This window comes from Pedococcus cremeus, assembly GCF_900111375.1.
Classification (GTDB): Bacteria; Actinomycetota; Actinomycetes; order Actinomycetales; family Dermatophilaceae; genus Pedococcus_A; species Pedococcus_A cremeus.
In genome coordinates, this window is sequence record NZ_FOHB01000006.1 from 71,267 (window position 1) to 88,807 (window position 17,541).

At 72.6% G+C, this 17,541-nt stretch carries 17 protein-coding genes; 10 read left to right on the top strand and 7 right to left on the bottom strand.

Going from position 1 to position 17,541, the window contains the following annotated elements; all coding sequences use genetic code 11:
- The first annotated feature begins 20 nt into the window (after window positions 1-20).
- Together BMW78_RS12800 and BMW78_RS12805 are read left to right on the top strand one after the other, a co-directional pair.
- Window positions 21-788: a hypothetical protein gene (locus BMW78_RS12800; RefSeq protein ID WP_091760310.1), complete on the top strand. Its 768-nt coding sequence runs from the start codon at window positions 21-23 to the stop codon at window positions 786-788.
- A gap of 11 nt (window positions 789-799) precedes the next feature.
- Complete coding sequence (locus tag BMW78_RS12805; RefSeq protein ID WP_091760313.1) at window positions 800-1,195, top strand: nuclear transport factor 2 family protein; 396 nt, start codon at window positions 800-802, stop codon at window positions 1,193-1,195.
- Between the two features lie 56 nt (window positions 1,196-1,251).
- Here BMW78_RS12805 and glgA read toward each other — a convergent pair whose 3' ends face one another.
- Window positions 1,252-2,451, bottom strand: a complete 1,200-nt coding sequence (glgA, locus tag BMW78_RS12810; protein WP_091760316.1) for a glycogen synthase — start codon at window positions 2,449-2,451, stop codon at window positions 1,252-1,254.
- A gap of 61 nt (window positions 2,452-2,512) precedes the next feature.
- Between glgA and glgC the strand changes: the two genes are divergently transcribed.
- From glgC to cphA, 5 genes are read left to right on the top strand one after another with little or no spacing between them, the layout of a single operon-like run.
- Window positions 2,513-3,766 carry a glucose-1-phosphate adenylyltransferase gene (glgC, locus tag BMW78_RS12815; protein WP_091760319.1) on the top strand — a complete coding sequence of 418 codons (1,254 nt, stop codon included), beginning with the start codon at window positions 2,513-2,515 and terminating at the stop codon, window positions 3,764-3,766.
- A 59-nt stretch (window positions 3,767-3,825) separates the two neighbouring features.
- Complete coding sequence (locus tag BMW78_RS12820) at window positions 3,826-4,623, top strand: LLM class F420-dependent oxidoreductase (RefSeq protein ID WP_091760322.1); 798 nt, start codon at window positions 3,826-3,828, stop codon at window positions 4,621-4,623.
- A 22-nt stretch (window positions 4,624-4,645) separates the two neighbouring features.
- Window positions 4,646-5,923: a phosphoserine phosphatase SerB gene (gene serB / locus BMW78_RS12825; protein ID WP_091760325.1), complete on the top strand. Its 1,278-nt coding sequence runs from the start codon at window positions 4,646-4,648 to the stop codon at window positions 5,921-5,923.
- 16 nt (window positions 5,924-5,939) lie between these two features.
- Window positions 5,940-6,797, top strand: a complete 858-nt coding sequence (locus BMW78_RS12830; protein ID WP_091760328.1) for a cyanophycinase — start codon at window positions 5,940-5,942, stop codon at window positions 6,795-6,797.
- Window positions 6,798-6,845: 48 nt separating this feature from the next.
- Window positions 6,846-9,710, top strand: coding sequence for a cyanophycin synthetase (gene cphA / locus BMW78_RS12835; RefSeq protein ID WP_091760331.1), 2,865 nt, complete (start codon window positions 6,846-6,848; stop codon window positions 9,708-9,710).
- Between the two features lie 87 nt (window positions 9,711-9,797).
- Here cphA and BMW78_RS12840 read toward each other — a convergent pair whose 3' ends face one another.
- The 3 genes from BMW78_RS12840 to fabG form a co-directional block, all read right to left on the bottom strand.
- Window positions 9,798-11,993, bottom strand: a complete 2,196-nt coding sequence (locus tag BMW78_RS12840) for a tetratricopeptide repeat protein (RefSeq protein ID WP_091760335.1) — start codon at window positions 11,991-11,993, stop codon at window positions 9,798-9,800.
- Window positions 11,994-12,076: 83 nt separating this feature from the next.
- Window positions 12,077-12,835: an enoyl-ACP reductase FabI gene (gene fabI / locus BMW78_RS12845; RefSeq protein ID WP_091760338.1), complete on the bottom strand. Its 759-nt coding sequence runs from the start codon at window positions 12,833-12,835 to the stop codon at window positions 12,077-12,079.
- A gap of 81 nt (window positions 12,836-12,916) precedes the next feature.
- The gene (fabG, locus tag BMW78_RS12850) at window positions 12,917-13,630 is read right to left on the bottom strand and encodes a beta-ketoacyl-ACP reductase (protein ID WP_091760341.1); all 714 of its coding nucleotides are present in this window, start codon (window positions 13,628-13,630) and stop codon (window positions 12,917-12,919) included.
- Between the two features lie 196 nt (window positions 13,631-13,826).
- On the opposite strand from fabG, the gene BMW78_RS12855 reads away from it, so the two are divergent.
- Window positions 13,827-14,144: a DUF3099 domain-containing protein gene (locus BMW78_RS12855; RefSeq protein ID WP_091760344.1), complete on the top strand. Its 318-nt coding sequence runs from the start codon at window positions 13,827-13,829 to the stop codon at window positions 14,142-14,144.
- Complete coding sequence (locus BMW78_RS12860) at window positions 14,141-14,353, top strand: hypothetical protein (protein WP_091760347.1); 213 nt, start codon at window positions 14,141-14,143, stop codon at window positions 14,351-14,353. Before BMW78_RS12855 ends, BMW78_RS12860 begins: the two co-directional genes overlap by 4 nt.
- An 18-nt stretch (window positions 14,354-14,371) precedes the next feature.
- Here the strand turns inward: BMW78_RS12860 and moaA are convergent, their stop codons facing one another.
- On the bottom strand, window positions 14,372-15,421 hold the full coding sequence (moaA, locus tag BMW78_RS12865) for a GTP 3',8-cyclase MoaA (protein WP_091760350.1): 1,050 nt from the start codon (window positions 15,419-15,421) through the stop codon (window positions 14,372-14,374).
- A 32-nt stretch (window positions 15,422-15,453) separates the two neighbouring features.
- Between moaA and BMW78_RS12870 the strand changes: the two genes are divergently transcribed.
- Window positions 15,454-16,260, top strand: coding sequence for an SURF1 family cytochrome oxidase biogenesis protein (locus tag BMW78_RS12870; RefSeq protein ID WP_091760353.1), 807 nt, complete (start codon window positions 15,454-15,456; stop codon window positions 16,258-16,260).
- A gap of 24 nt (window positions 16,261-16,284) precedes the next feature.
- Here BMW78_RS12870 and BMW78_RS12875 read toward each other — a convergent pair whose 3' ends face one another.
- Both BMW78_RS12875 and BMW78_RS12880 read right to left on the bottom strand, forming a co-directional pair.
- Window positions 16,285-16,794 carry a hypothetical protein gene (locus BMW78_RS12875; RefSeq protein ID WP_143056249.1) on the bottom strand — a complete coding sequence of 170 codons (510 nt, stop codon included), beginning with the start codon at window positions 16,792-16,794 and terminating at the stop codon, window positions 16,285-16,287.
- A gap of 111 nt (window positions 16,795-16,905) precedes the next feature.
- Window positions 16,906-17,406, bottom strand: a complete 501-nt coding sequence (locus BMW78_RS12880) for a hypothetical protein (RefSeq protein WP_143056250.1) — start codon at window positions 17,404-17,406, stop codon at window positions 16,906-16,908.
- Between the last annotated feature and the right edge of the window lie 135 nt (window positions 17,407-17,541).

The window sequence follows — 17,541 nt, forward strand, 5'->3', positions numbered from 1 at the left end:
CGCCTCCCTAGGATGGACCGGTGCCCGAGCTGCCCGCCTCCGTCCGCCTGGCCCTGTGGACCACCGCGGCGTGGAACGGCGGCCCCTCGCTCGAGCAGGCCCTCGCCGCCGCCCTCCCCGATGTCGACCACGTCGCGGGCGACCTCGGCCGGCTGGACCTGTGGCACGACCTCGGTGAGCGGGCCCTGCTCGTGGCGCTGCCCGCACCCGGCGACCTGACCGGCGTCCCCAGCGCCCGCCCCGATGCCCTGGGCGCCGCGGCCGAGGCGGGCGAGTGCGTCTACGTGCCCGGCGTCGGCGGTCTCCTCGTGCCCACCGTAGCGACCTTCGGCGCCCGCGGGGGCTCCGCGCTCGACACCGGCACCCGGGTCGACTGGACCGCCTACGACGCCGACCCGGTGGCGCGCCACCGGGTGGAGGCGCTCGAGCCGTCGCAGCTCGAGCGGCACCTCCGACTCGAGCTCCTCGAGGTGACCGAGGCGCTCGACCGGGTGGGCGGACGGCCCTTCTCCCCCGGTGCGGCCCGCGACCTCGCCGACGCGGCGCTCGGCGGCCGCTGGGGGCTGCCCGACGGCATACCGTCGCGCGCGCAGCGCGTCATCGCCCTCGCCGGCACCGTCGGCCAGATCGTCGACGCCGGGCTCGGCGGACCCGACGACGCGCTCGACACCGCCACGTCACAGGCCCGCCGGTCACTGCTGCTGCGCCTGCAGCGCGCGGCCGACCGGGCACTGGCCGACGCCACCAGCTCCGCCTGCGCCGTGCTGGCTGGCTGGCGCCCGGCGTGAGAGCGTGAGGCATGGCTGAGAACACGCGCACCGCGGAGGAGGCCGTCCAGGCCTGGCACGACGCCGTCAACGCCCGGGACGTCGAGGCGGCCGTGGCGCTCTGCGCGCCCGACGTCGAGGTCCGGGGACCGCAGGGCACCGGGCACGGTCACGAGCTGATGCGCGCGTGGCTGCGTCGGTCCGGCATACGGCTCGAGCCCCAGCAGCCGCTGCGCGAGGTCGACGGCCGGGTCTTCGTGCACGAGAAGGCGCAGTGGACCACCACCGCCGACGCGCCGGTGCAGGCGCCCACGGACCACCCGGTCGACACGTGGGTCGTCTTCACCGCCCACGACGGCCTGGTGGCGTCGGTCGCCCGCTACGAGACGGAGGACGACGCCCTCGAAGCGGTCGCCGTCGGCGACTGACGTCGGGCGCCTGCCGCACCGGTGGCCTGATCCGCTGGTGACCTGATCCGCTCGGGTCAGCCGCGGTCGCCCAGGACCTCGAGGTAGACCTCCATGGTGCGGTCGCCGATCGACGCCCACGAGAAGGCGTCGACCGCACGCTTGCGCCCCGCCAGACCCATCCGGTCGGCGCGCGCCGTGTCGCTCACCGCGTCGGTCAGCGCCTCGGCGAGGTCGGCGACGAACCGGTCGGGGTCGACGGGGGTGCCGGTGCCGTCCTGCACCTGCTCGACCGGCACCAGCCAGCCGGTCTCCCCCGGGACGACGACCTCGGGTATGCCGCCGGTCGCCGTCGCGACCACCGGCAGCTCACAGGCCATGGCCTCGAGGTTGACGATGCCGAGCGGTTCGTAGATCGATGGGCAGGCGAAGACCGTGGCGCAGCTGAGCAGCGCGACGACCTCGCCGCGCGGCAGCATCTCGGGGATCCAGACCACGCCGTCGCGCTGGGCCCTCAGACCGTCCATCAGCTGCTCGACCTCGGCCCTGATCTCCGGGGTGTCGGGCGCCCCCGCGCAGAGCACGAGCTGCACCTCTGGCGGCAGCGACGCGGCAGCCCGCAGCAGGTACGGCAGCCCCTTCTGGCGGGTGATCCGCCCGACGAAGATCACCGACGGTCGGTCAGGGTCGACGCCGTGCTTCCTGGCGATGTCGGCGTCGGGGTCGTGCTGCCAGAGCTGCGAGTCGATCCCGTTGTGCACCACGTGGACCCGGTCCGGGTCGACCGACGGGTAAGCCCGCAGGACGTCCTCGCGCATGCCCGCGCTCACCGCGATCACCGCGTCGGCGGCCTCGTAGGCGCTGCGCTCGAGGAAGGACGAGACGCGGTAGCCCCCGCCGAGCTGTTCGGCCTTCCAGGGCCGCATGGGCTCGAGGCTGTGCGCGGTCACCACGTGCGGCATCCCACCGAGCAGCGACGCGGTGTGGCCGGCGAAGTTGGCGTACCAGGTGTGCGAGTGCACCAGGTCGGCGCCGACGCAGTCGCCCGCCATGCTGAGGTCGACGCCCATGGTCTGCACCGCGGCGTTGGCACCGGCGAGGCCGGGCAGGTCGGGGTACCCGTAGGTGCCCTCCTCGTCGCGGGGCGGGCCGAAGCAGCGCACCCTCGTGTCGACGTCACCACGGTCCCGCAGGGCCCGCACCAGCTCGGCCACGTGGACTCCGGCCCCGCCGTAGATCTGCGGCGGGTACTCCTTGCTCAGGATGTCGACTCGCACGAGCCGACCCTAGCCCCGAGATGGGGTCGCCGCGAGGCGCTTCATTCCCTACTGTCGTGCCATGCCGTACAGACGTGGTGGACCCAAGGTGCTGGCGATCGTCCTCGCGGGTGGCGAGGGCAAACGGCTGATGCCGTTGACGGCGGACCGTGCCAAGCCCGCGGTCCCGTTCGGCGGCATCTACCGCCTCATCGACTTCGCGCTCAGCAACGTCGTCAACTCCGGCTACCTCAAGAGCGTCGTGCTGACGCAGTACAAGTCGCACAGCCTCGACCGCCACGTCACCAAGACCTGGCGCATGTCGAACATGCTGGGCAACTACGTCACGCCGGTGCCGGCGCAGCAGCGCATCGACAAGAACTGGTACCTCGGCAGCGCTAACGCCATCTTCCAGAGCCTGAACCTGGTCCACGACGAGAGCCCCGACATCGTCGTGGTCGTCGGCGCCGACCACGTCTACCGCATGGACTTCTCGCAGATGGTGCAGCAGCACATCGAGACCGGGGCCGGCGTGACGGTGGCCGCGATCCGGCAGCCGCGGTCGCTGGCCGACCAGTTCGGCGTGATCGAGGTCGCCGCCGACGACCGGCGGCGCATCGACGCCTTCCGTGAGAAGCCCAAGGACGCGCTCGGCCTGCCCGACTCCCCCGACGAGGTGCTGGCCTCGATGGGCAACTACGTCTTCGACGCGAGCGTGCTCATCGACGCCGTCACCCGTGACGACTCCCGCGAGGGCAGCAAGCACGACATGGGCGGCGACATCGTGCCGGCCTTCGTGGACGAGAAGTCGGCCTACGTCTACGACTTCAAGGACAACGAGATCCCCGGCTCGACCGAGCGCGACCGGGCGTACTGGCGCGACGTCGGGACGCTGGACTCCTACTGGGAGGCCAACATGGACCTGGTCTCCGTGCACCCGGTCTTCAACCTCTACAACTACGAGTGGCCCATCTACACGGACTACGGGCCGTACCCGCCGGCGAAGCTGGTGCACGGCTCCAAGGGCAAGTTCGGTGAGGCGCACAACTCGGCCGTCTCCCCCGGTGTCGTCATCAGTGGTGCCACGGTGACCAACTCGGTGCTCTCACCGAGGGTGCACGTGCACAGCCTCACCACCATCGACGACAGCGTGCTGATGGACGGGGTGGAGGTCGGCCGCAGCGTCGTCATCCGCAGGGCCATCATCGACAAGAACGTCTACGTGCCCGAGGGCACGACCATCGGCGTCGACCGCGAGCTCGACCTCGCGCGCGGCTTCCAGGTCACCGAGTCCGGTCTCACCGTGGTCGCCAAGGGGCAGGAGGTCACGCCCTGAGCCAGGACGCCGCCGCGACCGCGTCGAACGCTGCGCGGGCGGGCGGGGCCGACCGCCCCGTGCGCATCGGCGTCCAGCTCCAGCCGCAGCACGCCGAGTACGCCGACATCCGGCGGGCCTGCGCCGAGGCTGAGGAGATCGGCGCCGACGTGCTGTTCACCTGGGACCACTTCTTCCCTCTCTACGGCGACCCCGACGGTGCGCACTTCGAGTGCTGGACCACCCTGGGGGCCTGGGCCGAGGCCACCGAACGTGTCGAGATCGGTGCGCTGGTCACCTGCAACAGCTACCGCAACCCCCACCTGCTGGCCGACATGGCCCGCACGGTCGACCACATCAGCGGCGGGCGGCTGATCCTGGGCATCGGGTCCGGGTGGTTCGAGCGAGACTACGACGAGTACGGCTACGAGTTCGGCACCGCCCGCGGCCGGCTCGACGCCCTCGACCGCGACCTGCCGCAGATCCGTGAGCGGTGGGAACGGCTCAACCCACCGCCCACCCGGCGCATCCCGGTGCTCATCGGCGGCGGGGGCGAGCGGAAGACGCTGCGGATCGTGGCCGAGAACGCCGACATCTGGCACGGCTTCGGCGACGCCGAGACGATCGCGCACAAGCACGCGGTCCTCGACGAGTGGTGCGCGAAGGTCGGCCGCGACCCCGCCTCCATCGAACGCTCGTCCGGCGTCTCACCGCGACCGGGCCGGTTCCCCGAGGACGCCCGCGACTACGCGGCATCCGCCGAGACCCTGTATGCCGTGGGCACCCGCCTCTTCACCGTGGGCGTGTGCGGTCCCTCCTACGACCTCGGGCCGCTCCGCGACCTGGTCGCATGGCGAGACTCGCGCCGGGCCCGCTGAGCGCCCCGGATATCGTGCAGCGGTGGCCGACCTGACCGACCCCGGCAGTGCCCCCCTCCCTGCCGGCCCCAGCAGTGCTCCCCTCGACGCGGCAACGCTGCTGGTGAGCGTCAGCGGTGACGACCGACCGGGTGTGAGCAGCGCCCTCTTCGACGCCATCGCCGACGTGGGCGCCGAGGTGCTCGACGTCGAGCAGGTCGTCGTGCGCGGCCACCTCACGCTCGCCCTCCTGCTCGTGCCGGCACCGGGCGACGAGGCCCGGCTCGAGGCCGTCGTCACCGAGGTGGCGGCCGCCCTGGGGCTCACCGCCCGCTTCGAGGCGGGCACCGGTGACAACGCGCCCCGGCGCACCGGACGGGTGGCCGTCGTGGTGCTCGGCGCTCCGCTCCTGGCCAGCGCGGTCTCGGCCGTGACCGCCCGGATCGCGGCCCACGGCGCCAACATCGACCGCATCCGCCGGCTGTCCCGCTACCCCGTCACCACCGTCGAGTTCGACGTCTCGGGCGCCGACGTGCTGAGCCTGCGCCGCGAGCTGGCCCTGGAGTCGAGCGTGCACGGCGTCGACATCGCCGTGGCGCCGGCCGGCCTCGCCCGGCGCGGGCGACGGCTGGTCGTCATGGACGTCGACTCCACCCTCATCCAGGACGAGGTCATCGAGCTGCTGGCCTCCCACGCCGGTCGCGCCGCCGAGGTCGCCGCGGTGACCGAGGCCGCCATGCGGGGCGAGCTCGACTTCGCCGAGAGCCTGCGGCAGCGGGTCGCCGTTCTCGAGGGCCTGCCGGCCGGCGTGCTCGACGAGGTGCGGGCCGCAGTCCGGCTCACCCCGGGAGCCCGGACCCTGGTGCGCACCCTCAAACGGCTCGGTTTCACCGTCGCGGTCGTCTCCGGCGGCTTCATCGAGGTCGTGGGAGACCTGGCCCGAGAGCTGGAGATCGACCACGCCCGCGCCAACCGGCTGGAGATCGTCGACGGCCGGCTCACCGGCCGGGTCGTGGGCGAGATCGTCGACCGCGCCGGCAAGGCCCGCGCGCTCCGGTCGTTCGCCGAGCAGGAGCACCTGCCCTTGTCGCGGACCGTGGCCATCGGCGACGGCGCCAACGACCTCGACATGCTCGAGGTGGCAGGGCTGGGCATCGCCTTCAACGCCAAGCCCGTCGTGCGCGAGCAGGCCGACACCGCGGTCAACGTTCCCTACCTCGACGCCGTGCTCTACCTCCTGGGGATCACCCGCGAGGAGGTGGAGGAGGCCGACGCCGCGGACGGCACGCCGACGCCTGCACCGCGCATCAGCCCGGCCTGACTCCTAGGCTGTCGCAATGGCTCGCTCGACTGGGAAACCCCCCACGCTGTTCATCATCGGCGGAGCGGAGGACCGCGTCGGAAAGGCCATCGTCCTGCGCCGGTTCGTGCGCCTCGCCGGCGGCCGGCGGTCGCGGATCGTCATCATCCCCACCGCGTCCTCGTTCCAGGACGAGGTGGTCGCGGCCTACACCGAGGTCTTCACCCGCCTCGGCGCCACCGACCTCTCCGTCGTCAACCCCGAGACCAGGGTCGACGCCGACGACGCGGAGGCGGTCGCGCTCATCGACCGGGCCACCGGGGTGTTCATGAGCGGCGGCAGCCAGCTCAAGCTGAGCCAGCGGCTGCCCGGCACCCCGCTCGGCGACGCCCTGCACCGGGCGCACGGCCGCGGGGCCGTCATCGGGGGCACCTCCGCGGGCGCCTCCATCATGAGCCAGTTCATGATCTCGATGGGTGACGAGGGCATCACCCCTCGCCAGCGGCACAGCCAGCTGAGCGCCGGTCTCGGGCTGCTCGACGGCGTCATCATCGACCAGCACTTCGGGCAGCGGGCCCGCTACGGCCGGCTCATGTCGATGGTTGCTGCCTCGCCGAACCTCATCGGGATCGGCATCGACGAGGACACCGCCATCGAGGTGGTCGACCGCAGCGTCTTCACCGTGCACGGGGCGGGTGCGGTGTTCGTGCTCGACTGCCGCACCGCCCTGTCCGACGCGCCGGAGGCCCGTCGCGGTGCCCCCATGATGGTCTCCGGGGCCGTTGTGCACTCGCTGCCCGCGGGCGCTACCTTCGACCTCCGCGAGGTGCGGCTCCTCGACTTCGTCGAGAAGCACCCCGACGCCGCCGTCACCCTCGCGACGGCAAAGGCCTGACCCCCCGGGCCGAGCCGCTCACCCTGCCAGCCCTGCAAGGAGTCCCCCATGGCAGCAGACCGACCGGCCCCGACCGGCCCCGCAGCCCCCGAGCTGCGCATCGTCGAGTCCCGCGTCTACCGCGGCGGCAACATCTGGTCCTACGACCCCGCCATCCACCTCGTGGTCGACCTCGGGGTGCTCGAGGGCTACCCCACCGACACCATCGAGGGGTTCACCGAGCGGCTCGTCGAGCTGCTGCCCGGGCTGGAGAACCACACCTGCTCACGGGGCGTGAGGGGCGGGTTCGTGGCCCGCATGCACGAGGGCACCTGGCTGGGCCACGTCGCCGAGCACGTCGCCCTGCAGCTCCAGCAGGAGGCCGGCCACGACATGCGCCGCGGCAAGACGCGTGCGGTCAAGGGCGAGCCCGGGCGCTACAACGTCATCTACGCCTACGCCGACGAGTCGGTCGGTCTCGCCGCCGGCACCCTCGCCGTGCGGCTGGTCAACCACCTCGTGCAGGCCGAGGAGGGCTTCGACTTCGCCGAGGAGCTCGACCAGTTCCTGCGCCGCGCCCAGCGCACGGCTTTCGGGCCGTCGACCGCTGCCATCATCGAGGAGGCGGTCAGCCGAGACATCCCCTACATCCGGCTCAACACCGCGTCGCTGGTGCAGCTGGGCCAGGGCGTCCACGCGCAGCGCATCCGCGCCACCATGACGTCGAAGACCTCCTCCCTCGCCGTCGACATCGCCGGCGACAAGGACATGACCACCCGCCTCCTGGCCTCGGCGGGGCTGCCCGTGCCGAAGCAGGAGACGGTCCGGTCCGCCGACGCGGCCGCCGCCGCCGCGCGACGCATCGGCTTCCCGGTCGTGGTCAAGCCCCTGGACGGCAACCACGGCCGCGGCGTGTGCCTGGACCTGCAGAGCGACGAGGAGGTGCGGTCCTCGTTCGAGGTCGCCCGCTCGGAGTCGCGGCGCGGCCACGTCATCGTCGAGTCCTTCGTGGCCGGGCGCGACTACCGGTGCCTCATCGTCGGCGGCAGGATGCAGGCCATCGCCGAGCGGGTGCCCGCCCACGTCGTCGGCGACGGCACCCACACCGTCAGTGAGCTGGTCGAGATCACCAACGCCGACCCGCGCCGCGGCGTCGGCCACGAGAAGGTGCTGACCCGCATCAAGGTCGACGACGCAGCCACCGCCCTCGTCAAGGACCAGGGCTGGGAGATGGACGACGTGCCGCCCGAGGGCCAGATGGTCAAGCTCGCCCTGACCGGCAACATGTCGACCGGTGGCATCTCGGTCGACCGCACCTTCGAGGCGCACCCCGACAACGTCGAGATCGCCGAGGAGGCGGCCCGGATGATCGGGCTCGACGTCGCGGGCATCGACTTCATCTGCCCCGACATCGCCTCCCCGGTCCGCGAGACGGGCGGCGCGATCTGCGAGGTGAACGCGGCGCCCGGGTTCCGCATGCACACGCACCCGACGGTCGGCGAGCCGCAGTACATCGCCAAGCCGGTCGTCGACCTGCTCTTCCCGCCGGGCTCCCCCTCCCGGGTCCCGATCGTCTCGGTCACCGGCACCAACGGGAAGACCACGACCGCACGCATGATCGCCCACATCTTCAAGGGCATCGGGCGCAAGGTCGGCATGACCTCGACCGACGGCGTCGTCATCGACGAGCGCCTCGTCATCAAGGCCGACGCGTCCGGCCCCCGGTCGGCCCGCATGGTGCTGCAGAACCCGCGCGTCGACTTCGCCGTCATGGAGGTCGCCCGCGGCGGCATCCTGCGCGAGGGGCTCGGCTACGACCGCAACGACGTCGCCGTCGTCACCAACATCGCGCCCGACCACCTCGGCCTGCGGGGCGTCGACACCCTCGAGCAGCTCGCCGACGTCAAGGCCGTCATCGTCGAGGCCGTGCCCCGCGACGGGTTCGCGGTGCTCAACGCCGACGACGCCCTCGTGCGCAAGATGCGGCGCCGGTGCTCCGGCGGGGTCGTGTGGTTCTCGCTGCAGCCGCCCGGCAGCAAGGTCCGCGAGTTCGTCGAGGACTACTGCCGCCGCGGTGGACGCGCCGTGGTGCTCGAGCCCACCGACAAGGGCGACATGATCGTCATCAAGCACGGCCGCCGCAGCATGCAGCTGGCCTGGACACACCTGCTGCCCTCGACCTTCGGCGGCACCGCCAAGTTCAACGTCGCCAACGCCATGGCGGCGGCCGGTGCGGCCTTCGCCGCCGGCGCCGGGTTGCACGAGATCCGCCAGGGGCTGCGGACGTTCACCACGTCCTACTACCTCTCCCCCGGCCGGATGAACCAGGTCAACGTCAACAACGTCGACGTCTTCGTCGACTACTGCCACAACGCCCCCGGCATGCGGGTGCTGGGCCAGTTCGTCGACGCCTACGCGGAGCAGAAGGCCGGCCAGGCCGACCTGGGCAAGATCTCGCGGATCGGCGTCATCGCCACCGCCGGCGACCGCCGCGACGACGACATGCGAGAGCTCGGAGCCATCGCCGCGGGGCACTTCGACGTGCTCGTCGTGCGCGAGGACGAGCGGCTGCGCGGCCGCCGGCGCGGCGAGACCGCGGCCCTGGTCGCCGAGGGCGCCCGCACCCGGATGGCCGAGGAGGGCGTGCGCTGCCGGCAGGTCGACGTGGTCATCGACGAGGCCGAGGCCGTGCGCAACGCGATGGCCCGGGCCAACCCGGGTGACGTCGTGGTGCTCTGCGTCGACAACCACGCCCAGGTGCTCGGCGAGCTCGAGCAGCTCACCCAGAGCGCACAGGCCGGTGCCCACACCGGCGGACCCGTCGTGGGCGACCCCGACCTCGACCCGGTCGAGCTCCAGACGGAGGCCCAGGCCTCGGGCGACGAGGCGGGCGCCACCGCCGAGGAGGAGCTCGAGGCCGGCCAGCCCGGCTGAGCGGGCGCCCGGGCCAGCAGGCCCTGGCAGCCGGTGAGCAGTGACAGCGGGTATGCCGCGTGGCCCGGCCACGCGGCATACCCCGTCTCAGCGGTGCCGCAGCTCCTCGGCGTAGGCGTGCAGCGCCCGCTGGTAGCTGAGGCTGTCCTCGTCGCCGGCGTGGTGCAGCAGGGCGTCGACGAGGTCGGCGACCGCCTCGTCCCCGCGACCGCAGTCGGCGGCCGCGAGGGCACGGAAGGCGGTGACCGCGACGCTGTGCGGCCGTTCGTGCGCGAGCTCGGTGAGCAGCTGGAGGGACTCCTCCGCCTTGCCGACCACCCGCAGGCTGGAAGCGAGCTGGATCCGGGCCCGGTGACGCTGCGGCTCGCGCAGGCCGAGGTCGAGCGCCTGCTGGTACAGCGGGATCGCCTCCGCCTCGTCACCGGCGGCGTCGAGGGCGCTGGCGTGCTCGTAGGCGAGCCGGGCGTCCTTCGGGTGCTGGGCGTGCAGCTGCCGCGCGGCCCGCACCCGCGCCCGCGGGTCGGCCAGGTCCCACAGCTCGGCGATGGCGGCCTCGGCGTCGTGCTCGCCGCGGGCGGCGACGACCTTGCGCCGGATGTCGGCCGCCGTGTCGGGCACCGCACCCTGGGAGGCGAGCCACGCCGAGACCTCGGCCCGTTCCGAGTGGCACATGAGGCACACGACGTCGCCGTCGGTCGCCTCCGGCACGAGCGCCTGCAGGCCGGCGAGCTCGGTCTCGCAGGACTCGATGTCGGCCACCCCGGCGCGGGCCAGGCCCACGCGCAGGTGGTGCTCGAGGTCGGCCATCGAGCGGCCGCGCAGGTAGTGCGCCTTGTGCGCGGCGACCACCCGGTCGGCGCGCAGGCCCGCGATCTCGCCCATCGACTCGAGCAGGTCGTCGGTGCGGTCACCCGCCAGGCCGAGCCCGAGGTGCACGAGGGCGCCGGGCACCCGAAGGCCGTGGGCGACGTCCATGAGCGCCTCGAGGCCGGCCTCGTTGTGCGCCAGGTCGACGATGACGGTGATGCTGCCGCCATCGGCCGCGGGCATCGTGTAGGTGTTCATGCGGCCGGGGTTGAGCCGCTCGTCGGGCGCGAAGGTCTTCAGCCCCTCCACGACCGCGTCGCGCGGCAGCCCGAGCCCCAGAGCCGCGGCGGCAGCGGCGAGGGCGTTGGCGAGGTTGTGCTGGGAGAGGCCGGCGAGCGTCACCGGCACGTCGAGGATGCTGACGAGGCGGTCGGGCTCCCGGCCCGGGGCGAGCACGGTGATGTCTCCGTCGAGGATCGTGATGGCCCGGCCGCCTGCCGCCAGCGACTCGCGCACGGCAGGTGCGTCGGAGCGGAGGGTGAAGACCCACGGCTTGGCGCGGGTGCCCAGCCGCATGGCCCACACCCGCGGGTCCTCGCCGTTGAGCACGGCCCAGCCGCTCGACTTCGTGACCTTGGTGATGACGGCCTTGACCTCGGCGAGCTGGTCGACGGTGTCGATGCCCTGGAGTCCGAGGTGGTCGGCCGAGACGTTGGTGACCACGCTGACGTCATTGGCGGCGACACCCATGCCCTTGAGCAGCAGGCCACCCCGTGCGGTCTCGAGGATGCCGAGCTGCACCCCCGGCGACGACAGCACGGCCCGCGAACCGGCCGGGCCGGAGTAGTCGCCGGGCTCGACCATCCGGCCCTGCACCACGACGCCGTCGGTGGACGACCACGCCGTCCGCAGCCCGGCGGTCATGCCGATGTGGCCGAGCAGCCGGGTCGTGGTGGTCTTGCCGTTGGTGCCCGTCACCGAGGCGACGGGCACGGAGGGGGTGATGACCGTCGGGCGCTCCCCGGGGTCGGCGCGGGTGATCTCGTGGGACTGCTCGACGGTGACGTCGTTGCCCTCGAGCCACCCGGCGAGCAGTGGCCCGAGCGCGTGGCCGAGTGCGCGAGCCCGGCCGCGTCGGCGCCAGACGTAGGCGGCGACGACCTCCTCAGGCGTGCTGCCCGGGCGGCAACGGACCCCGAGACGGCTCGTGCCGCTCGAGGTCGCGAGGCGCCGCACCGCCCGCTCCACCACCCGGGTGAGGAACCGCTGTCGCTGCTCGGAGCCCGCTGCACCGGCGCGGCTGCCCCGCAGGCCGATCCGTCGGGCGAGGTCGTTCATGGCCGGCTCGTCGGCGTCGAGGTAGCCCGGCAGCGCCAGGGTGACCTTGACCGCGGGCTTGGAGAAGTAGAGGTTGGGGCCCTCCAGGATGCGGACCTCGGCGACGATGACGGCGGGGTCGAGGGGGTCGTGCGTCATGGGCGCCGAGCCTAGTGGCGGCGGCCGGGTGCGGCGCTGCCGGGCGGCATGGGGCGGCGTCGCGTTCCGGCGCTGCCGGGCGGCTACTGGCCCATCACGTGCACGCCGCCGTCGACGTGCACGATCTCGCCGGTCGTGGCCGGGAACCAGTCGGAGAGCAGCGCCGCGCACGCCTTCGCGGCGGGCACCGGGTCGTTGACGTCCCAGCCGAGCGGGGCCCGCTGGTTCCAGGTGTTCTCGAACGCCTCGAAGCCCGGGATGGACTTGGCGGCGGTGGTGCGGATCGGGCCGGCCGAGACGAGGTTGCAGCGCACACCCTTCGGGCCGAGGTCGCGGGCGCAGTAGCGGTTGGTCGACTCGAACGCCGCCTTGGCGACACCCATCCAGTCGTAGACCGGCCACGCGAACTTGGCGTCGAAGGTGAGGCCGACGATGCTGCCGCCGGCCGACATGCGCGGCAGGGCGGCCACCGCGAGGGACTTCAGCGAGAACGCCGACGCGTGCATGGCGGTGCTGACGTCCTCGAAGGTCGCCTCGAGGAAGTTGAAGGCGCCCTGCGGGGCGAACCCGATCGAGTGCAGCACGCCGTCGAGGTGGTCGACGTGCTCTCCGAGCCGGTCGGCGAGGGTGTCGAGGTGCTCCTGGTCGGTGACGTCGAGCTCGAGCACCGGCGGCGTGGTGGGCAGGCGCCTGGCGATCGTCTGGGTGATCTTCATGGTGCGGCCGAAGGAGGTCAGCACCACCTCGGCGCCCTCCTCCTGGGCCAGGCGGGCCACGTGGAACGCGATGGAGGAGTCCATCAGGACCCCGGTGATGAGCAGCTTCTTGCCCTCGAGCAGCATGTGCGCGTCGTCCTTACCGTGCTGGGGTTCGTGGTCAGTGGTGTGGTGCGGGCCGGTTCCGTGGTGCCGTGTCGGCCCGGGTCAGTGGCCCATCCCGAGGCCGCCGTCGACCGGGATGACCGCGCCGGAGATGTATGCCGCCTCGTCCGAGGCGACGAAGCGCACCGCCGCGGCCACCTCCTCCGGGGTGGCGAAGCGGCCGGCGGGGATGCTGGCGAGGTACTGCTTCCTCCGCTCCTCCGGCAGGGCGGCCGTCATGTCGGTCTCGATGAAGCCCGGCGCCACGACGTTGGCGGTGATGCCGCGACCACCGAGCTCACGGGTGATCGAGCGGGCCAGGCCGACGAGGCCCGACTTGCTCGCCGCGTAGTTGGCCTGCCCCGGTGACCCGTAGAGGCCGACGACGCTGGAGATGAGCACGATGCGGCCCCTGCGCAGGCGGATCATGCCCTTGCTGGCGCGGCGGGCACAGCGGAAGGCACCCGCGAGGTTGGTGTCGATGACGGTGTCGAACTCCTCGTCGCTCATGCGCATGAGGAGCTGGTCCTTGGTGACACCGGCGTTGGCCACGAGCACCTCGACCGGGCCCCCGAGCAGCTCCTCGGCGGCGGTGAAGGCGGCGTCGACGGAGGCGGTGTCGGTGACGTCGCAGGTCACCCCGCGCAGGCCCTCCGGCGGCTCGCCGGAGCGATGGGTGATGACGACGTTGTCGCCGGCGTCGGCGAAGGCCCGTGCGATGCACAGGCCGATCCCCCGGTTGCCCCCGGTCACCAGCACGTTGCGGCCCTCGGCCATGGGTCTCCTCTGCTCGTTCCTGCTCGTCGAGGCGGTGCGCGTCGCTGCAGGCGGTCGGCCCGCAGGTCTGCCGGTGACGCTAGCCGACTACCCATGGGTAGTCGGCATCGAGACGGGGGGTGGCGCGTGCTCCTGGTGCCCGGCCCGACGGCATACCGGCGCGTCATCCGCCCCGACGGCGGCTTATCGTGGAGGCATGCCGGGACCCCATCGCCGCCAGCCACCTGTGGTGGTGCAGTCGGTGACCTCGGCGCCGGAGTCGCTCGCCGAGGAGCAGGCCGCCCGGATCCGGCGCTACCTGTTCACCATGGGCGTGCGCACGGCGTGCTTCATCCTCGCCGCGGTGACGGCGACCCAGGGCGCGCCGTGGTGGGTGTGGGGCTCTTTCTCGGTGGCCGCGGTCCTGCTGCCCTACATCGCGGTCGTGATGGCCAACGCGGTCCGGCCCCGCACCGCCGGCCGCACCAACCCCGTGACCCCGATCGTCGACCACACCCGGCAGATCGAGCGGTGAGCACCGGTCTGGTCTGCAGCGCCAAGGGCTGCCGCGCCACTGCCACCTGGGCACACCTGTGGAACAACCCGCGGCTGCACACGCCCGAGCGGCGCAAGGTCTGGCTGGCGTGCGACGAGCACCGGGTCAGCCTCGGCGAGTTCCTGTCCGTCCGCGGGTTCCTCAAGGAGACGGTGCCCGCGGCGGAGATCCCGGCCGATGCCGGCTGAGCGGGCTCGACCCGTCGGTCAGCCGCCGATCGCGGACATGGGGCGGTCCGGCTGCACGAAGCCGGGTTCGCCGATGCCGTGGCCCCGCGCCTTGCGCCACATCTCGCCCTGCAGCAGCCGGGCCAGCTCCTCGTCGGTGGCGCCGTCGCGCAGCGGCCCCCGCAGGTCGGTCTCGGTGCGGGAGAACAGGCAGTTGCGCACCTGGCCGTCGGCGGTGAGCCGCACCCGGTCGCAGGCGGCGCAGAACGGCTGGCTGACGCTGGCGATGATGCCCACCGTCGCAGGTCCGCCGTTCACGAGGAACAGCTCGGCGGGCGCGCTCCCCCGGTCCTCGGCGGGCAGCTCGGTGAGCGTGAAGCGTTCCTCGAGGTGCGCGCGCACCTCCGCGGCAGCGACCATGCTGGTGGCGTCCCAGCCGTGCTGGGCGTCGAGCGGCATCTGCTCGATGAAGCGCAGGTCGTAGCCGCGGTCGAGGCACCACTGCAGCAGCTCGGGCACCGAGGTGTCGTTGACGCCCCGCATCGCCACCGCGTTCACCTTGACCGGTTCCAGCCCGGCTGCGGCAGCCGCCTTCAACCCTGCCTCCACGTCGTGCAGCCGGTCGCGCCGGGTCAGGGTGGCGAACTCCTGCGGGTCGATGGTGTCGAGGCTGACGTTGACGCGGTCGAGCCCGGCGTCGGCCAGCGGCTGGGCGAGCCGGTCGAGCCCCACGCCGTTGGTCGTCATCGCGATCCGGGGCCGTGGCTCCAGGGCGGCGATGCCGCGCACCACGTCGACCAGCGAACGACGGAGCAGCGGCTCACCACCCGTCAGGCGCACCTGCTGCACCCCGAGGCCGACGAAGATCCCCACGAGGCGCACGATCTCCTCGTCGGTGAGCATCTCCGGCTTCGGCAGCCAGGGCAATCCCTCGGCGGGCATGCAGTACGTGCAGCGCAGGTTGCAGCGGTCGGTGACGGAGACGCGCAGGTCGCGCGCCACCCGGCCGAACTGGTCCGGCAGCCCGGTCGTGCCCTCTGGCAACGAGGTGCCCTGGGCGCGCGGGCGCGGGAACGGGAGGCCGGTCATGGGCACCAGACTATGCCGGGTACCGTGATCCGGTGCTCCGGGTTCTCGCTACGCCCCGCTGGCTGGGTGCCCTGGCCCTCGCCGCGGTGTTCGCCGTGGCCGCCTACTTCCTCGGCCAGTGGCAGTGGCACCGCTACGAGGGCAAGAAGGTGCGGGCCGACCGGATCAACGCCCACTACGACGCCCGGCCCGTGCCGCTGGCGGGCCAGGTCGGCAGCAGTCCCATGCCGGTCAGGCTGGACTGGACCCGCGTGACCGCGCAGGGCCGGTATGCCGCGAGCGAGCCGCTGCTGGTCCGGAACCGTCCACTGGAGGGCACCTACGGCTACGAGGTGCTCAGCCCCTTCACCCTCGCCGACGGGCGCACCCTGCTCATCGACCGGGGCTGGGTCCCGAACGCCGAGAACGCCGAGACCCTGCCGAACATCCCTCCGACACCGACCGGCACCGTGACGGTGACGGGGTGGCTGCGCCAGTCGGAGAGGTCCCTGGGTCGCAACCTGCCCGCCGGCCAGCTCGCCAGCATCAACGTCCCGCAGGCGCAGAAGCAGGTGGGCACCGACGTCCTGGGCGCCTACCTCGTCCTGGACCGGGAGCAGGTGGCCGGCAGCAGTGCCACGCCGCCGCGCCCCTACCGGCTGGAGCGCCCCGACACCGGTCTGGGACCGCACCAGGCCTACGCGTTCCAGTGGTGGGGCTCGATGGCGGTCGGCTTCGTGCTGGTCTTCTTCGGTGTCCGCCGCGAGTACCGGGAGGGCCTCGAGGGCGAGGGCGGCACGGAACGCCCGTCGGCGGGCAAGCCGCGGAAGGTCAGGGTCTGGGACGAGGAGGACGCCTGAGCGTCGACGGCCGTCGCCCGAGCGTCAGCGGACGGTCAGGGTCCGCTCCAGGGACCCCCCGAGGCAGGTCTTGCCGTCAGCGGTGCAGGACGACACGTCGGCGATCACGAACGCCGGACCCGTGGTGAAGCCGCGCTCCCCCATCGGCACGACGGTCACCCGCATCGCGTGCGTCTTGCCGTCGCAGACCGGCGCCACCCGGCTGAAGCCGTAGCCGTTGGCGACGAACCCGTCGTTCAGGTTCTGGTGCCCCTCGAGGTTGATGCTGGTGCTCGACTTCGCCGTACAGGTGTAGCCGATGTCGAGGTGGAAGACCGAGCCGGCGGAGACCAGTGACGCTGTCGAGGCGATGGTCACGCGTGGCTTGGTGATGGACGGCAGTGCCGCTGGTGCGGCTGCCACGGCCGTCTTGGCGGCATCGGCGTGCAGGGCCGGCGCGGCCGCTGAGCCGGAGACGGTCAGGGCGGCGAGCAGGACCGCTCCCCCCACGCCTGCGGCGGAACGATGAGCTGAAATAGAACGACGAAGTGACATGGCGTACTCCTCGGGTGTCCCACGGTCCCCCACCACAGCCAGAGTCAACGCGGGTACCCGAACGCAAACAGGGGCCTTCGCCCCGTCCGCGGCGACCTTGCCTGACGTCCGTCAGCGGATGGCGATCGTCCGCTCAGTGGGCACCGGGTCGCAGACCTGCGTCTTCGGCGGGCAGCTGATGAACTCGGTGATGGTGTATGCCGCTCCACGGGTGAAGCCACGCTCACCGGTGGGAACGACAGGGATCCGCACCGTGTGCTTCTTCCCGTTGCAGGTCGGGTTCGCCCGGGCGTACCCCCAACCATTGGCCACGAAGCCGTCACCCAGGTTCTGGTGCGCCTCCACCGAGAGCGAACCGGTGGACTTGGACGGACAGGCGTAGGTCACGTCGATCTGGAAGACCGCCCCTGCATCGATGTACCTCCCGGTGGCCGCCACCCCCGGGGCTGCGACGGAGGGCGAGGCTGCCGCGGCGGCCGGTGCGGCCGGTGCGGCTCCGGGGTGCTGTGCAGGCCCGGCAGCGGTGCCGGAGACGGTCAGGGCGGCGAGCAGGAGCGCTCCCCCCACTGCGGCCGCGGAACGATGCAGTGACATGAGACGACGTACTGACATGGCGTGCTCCTCGGGTGTCCCCACGGTCCCCCACCACCGCCAGAGTGAACGCAAGCACCTGCACGCAAACAGGGGCCTTCGCCCTGTCAGCCTGCCGAGGGGCGACGTCGCGCGCGGCGACGGTCGCGCCACGAG

Excerpts from the sequence above, each read along its gene's own strand:
- BMW78_RS12805 (WP_091760313.1), top strand. The coding sequence starts at position 800 with ATGGCTGAGAACACGCGCACCGCGGAGGAGGCCGTCCAGGCCTGGCAC.
- glgC (WP_091760319.1), top strand. The coding sequence starts at position 2,513 with ATGCCGTACAGACGTGGTGGACCCAAGGTGCTGGCGATCGTCCTCGCG.
- BMW78_RS12830 (WP_091760328.1), top strand. The coding sequence starts at position 5,940 with ATGGCTCGCTCGACTGGGAAACCCCCCACGCTGTTCATCATCGGCGGA.
- cphA (WP_091760331.1), top strand. The coding sequence starts at position 6,846 with ATGGCAGCAGACCGACCGGCCCCGACCGGCCCCGCAGCCCCCGAGCTG.
- BMW78_RS12840 (WP_091760335.1), bottom strand. The coding sequence starts at position 11,993 with ATGACGCACGACCCCCTCGACCCCGCCGTCATCGTCGCCGAGGTCCGC.
- fabI (WP_091760338.1), bottom strand. The coding sequence starts at position 12,835 with ATGCTGCTCGAGGGCAAGAAGCTGCTCATCACCGGGGTCCTGATGGAC.
- fabG (WP_091760341.1), bottom strand. The coding sequence starts at position 13,630 with ATGGCCGAGGGCCGCAACGTGCTGGTGACCGGGGGCAACCGGGGGATC.
- BMW78_RS12855 (WP_091760344.1), top strand. The coding sequence starts at position 13,827 with ATGCCGGGACCCCATCGCCGCCAGCCACCTGTGGTGGTGCAGTCGGTG.
- moaA (WP_091760350.1), bottom strand. The coding sequence starts at position 15,421 with ATGACCGGCCTCCCGTTCCCGCGCCCGCGCGCCCAGGGCACCTCGTTG.
- BMW78_RS12875 (WP_143056249.1), bottom strand. The coding sequence starts at position 16,794 with ATGTCACTTCGTCGTTCTATTTCAGCTCATCGTTCCGCCGCAGGCGTG.
- BMW78_RS12880 (WP_143056250.1), bottom strand. The coding sequence starts at position 17,406 with ATGTCAGTACGTCGTCTCATGTCACTGCATCGTTCCGCGGCCGCAGTG.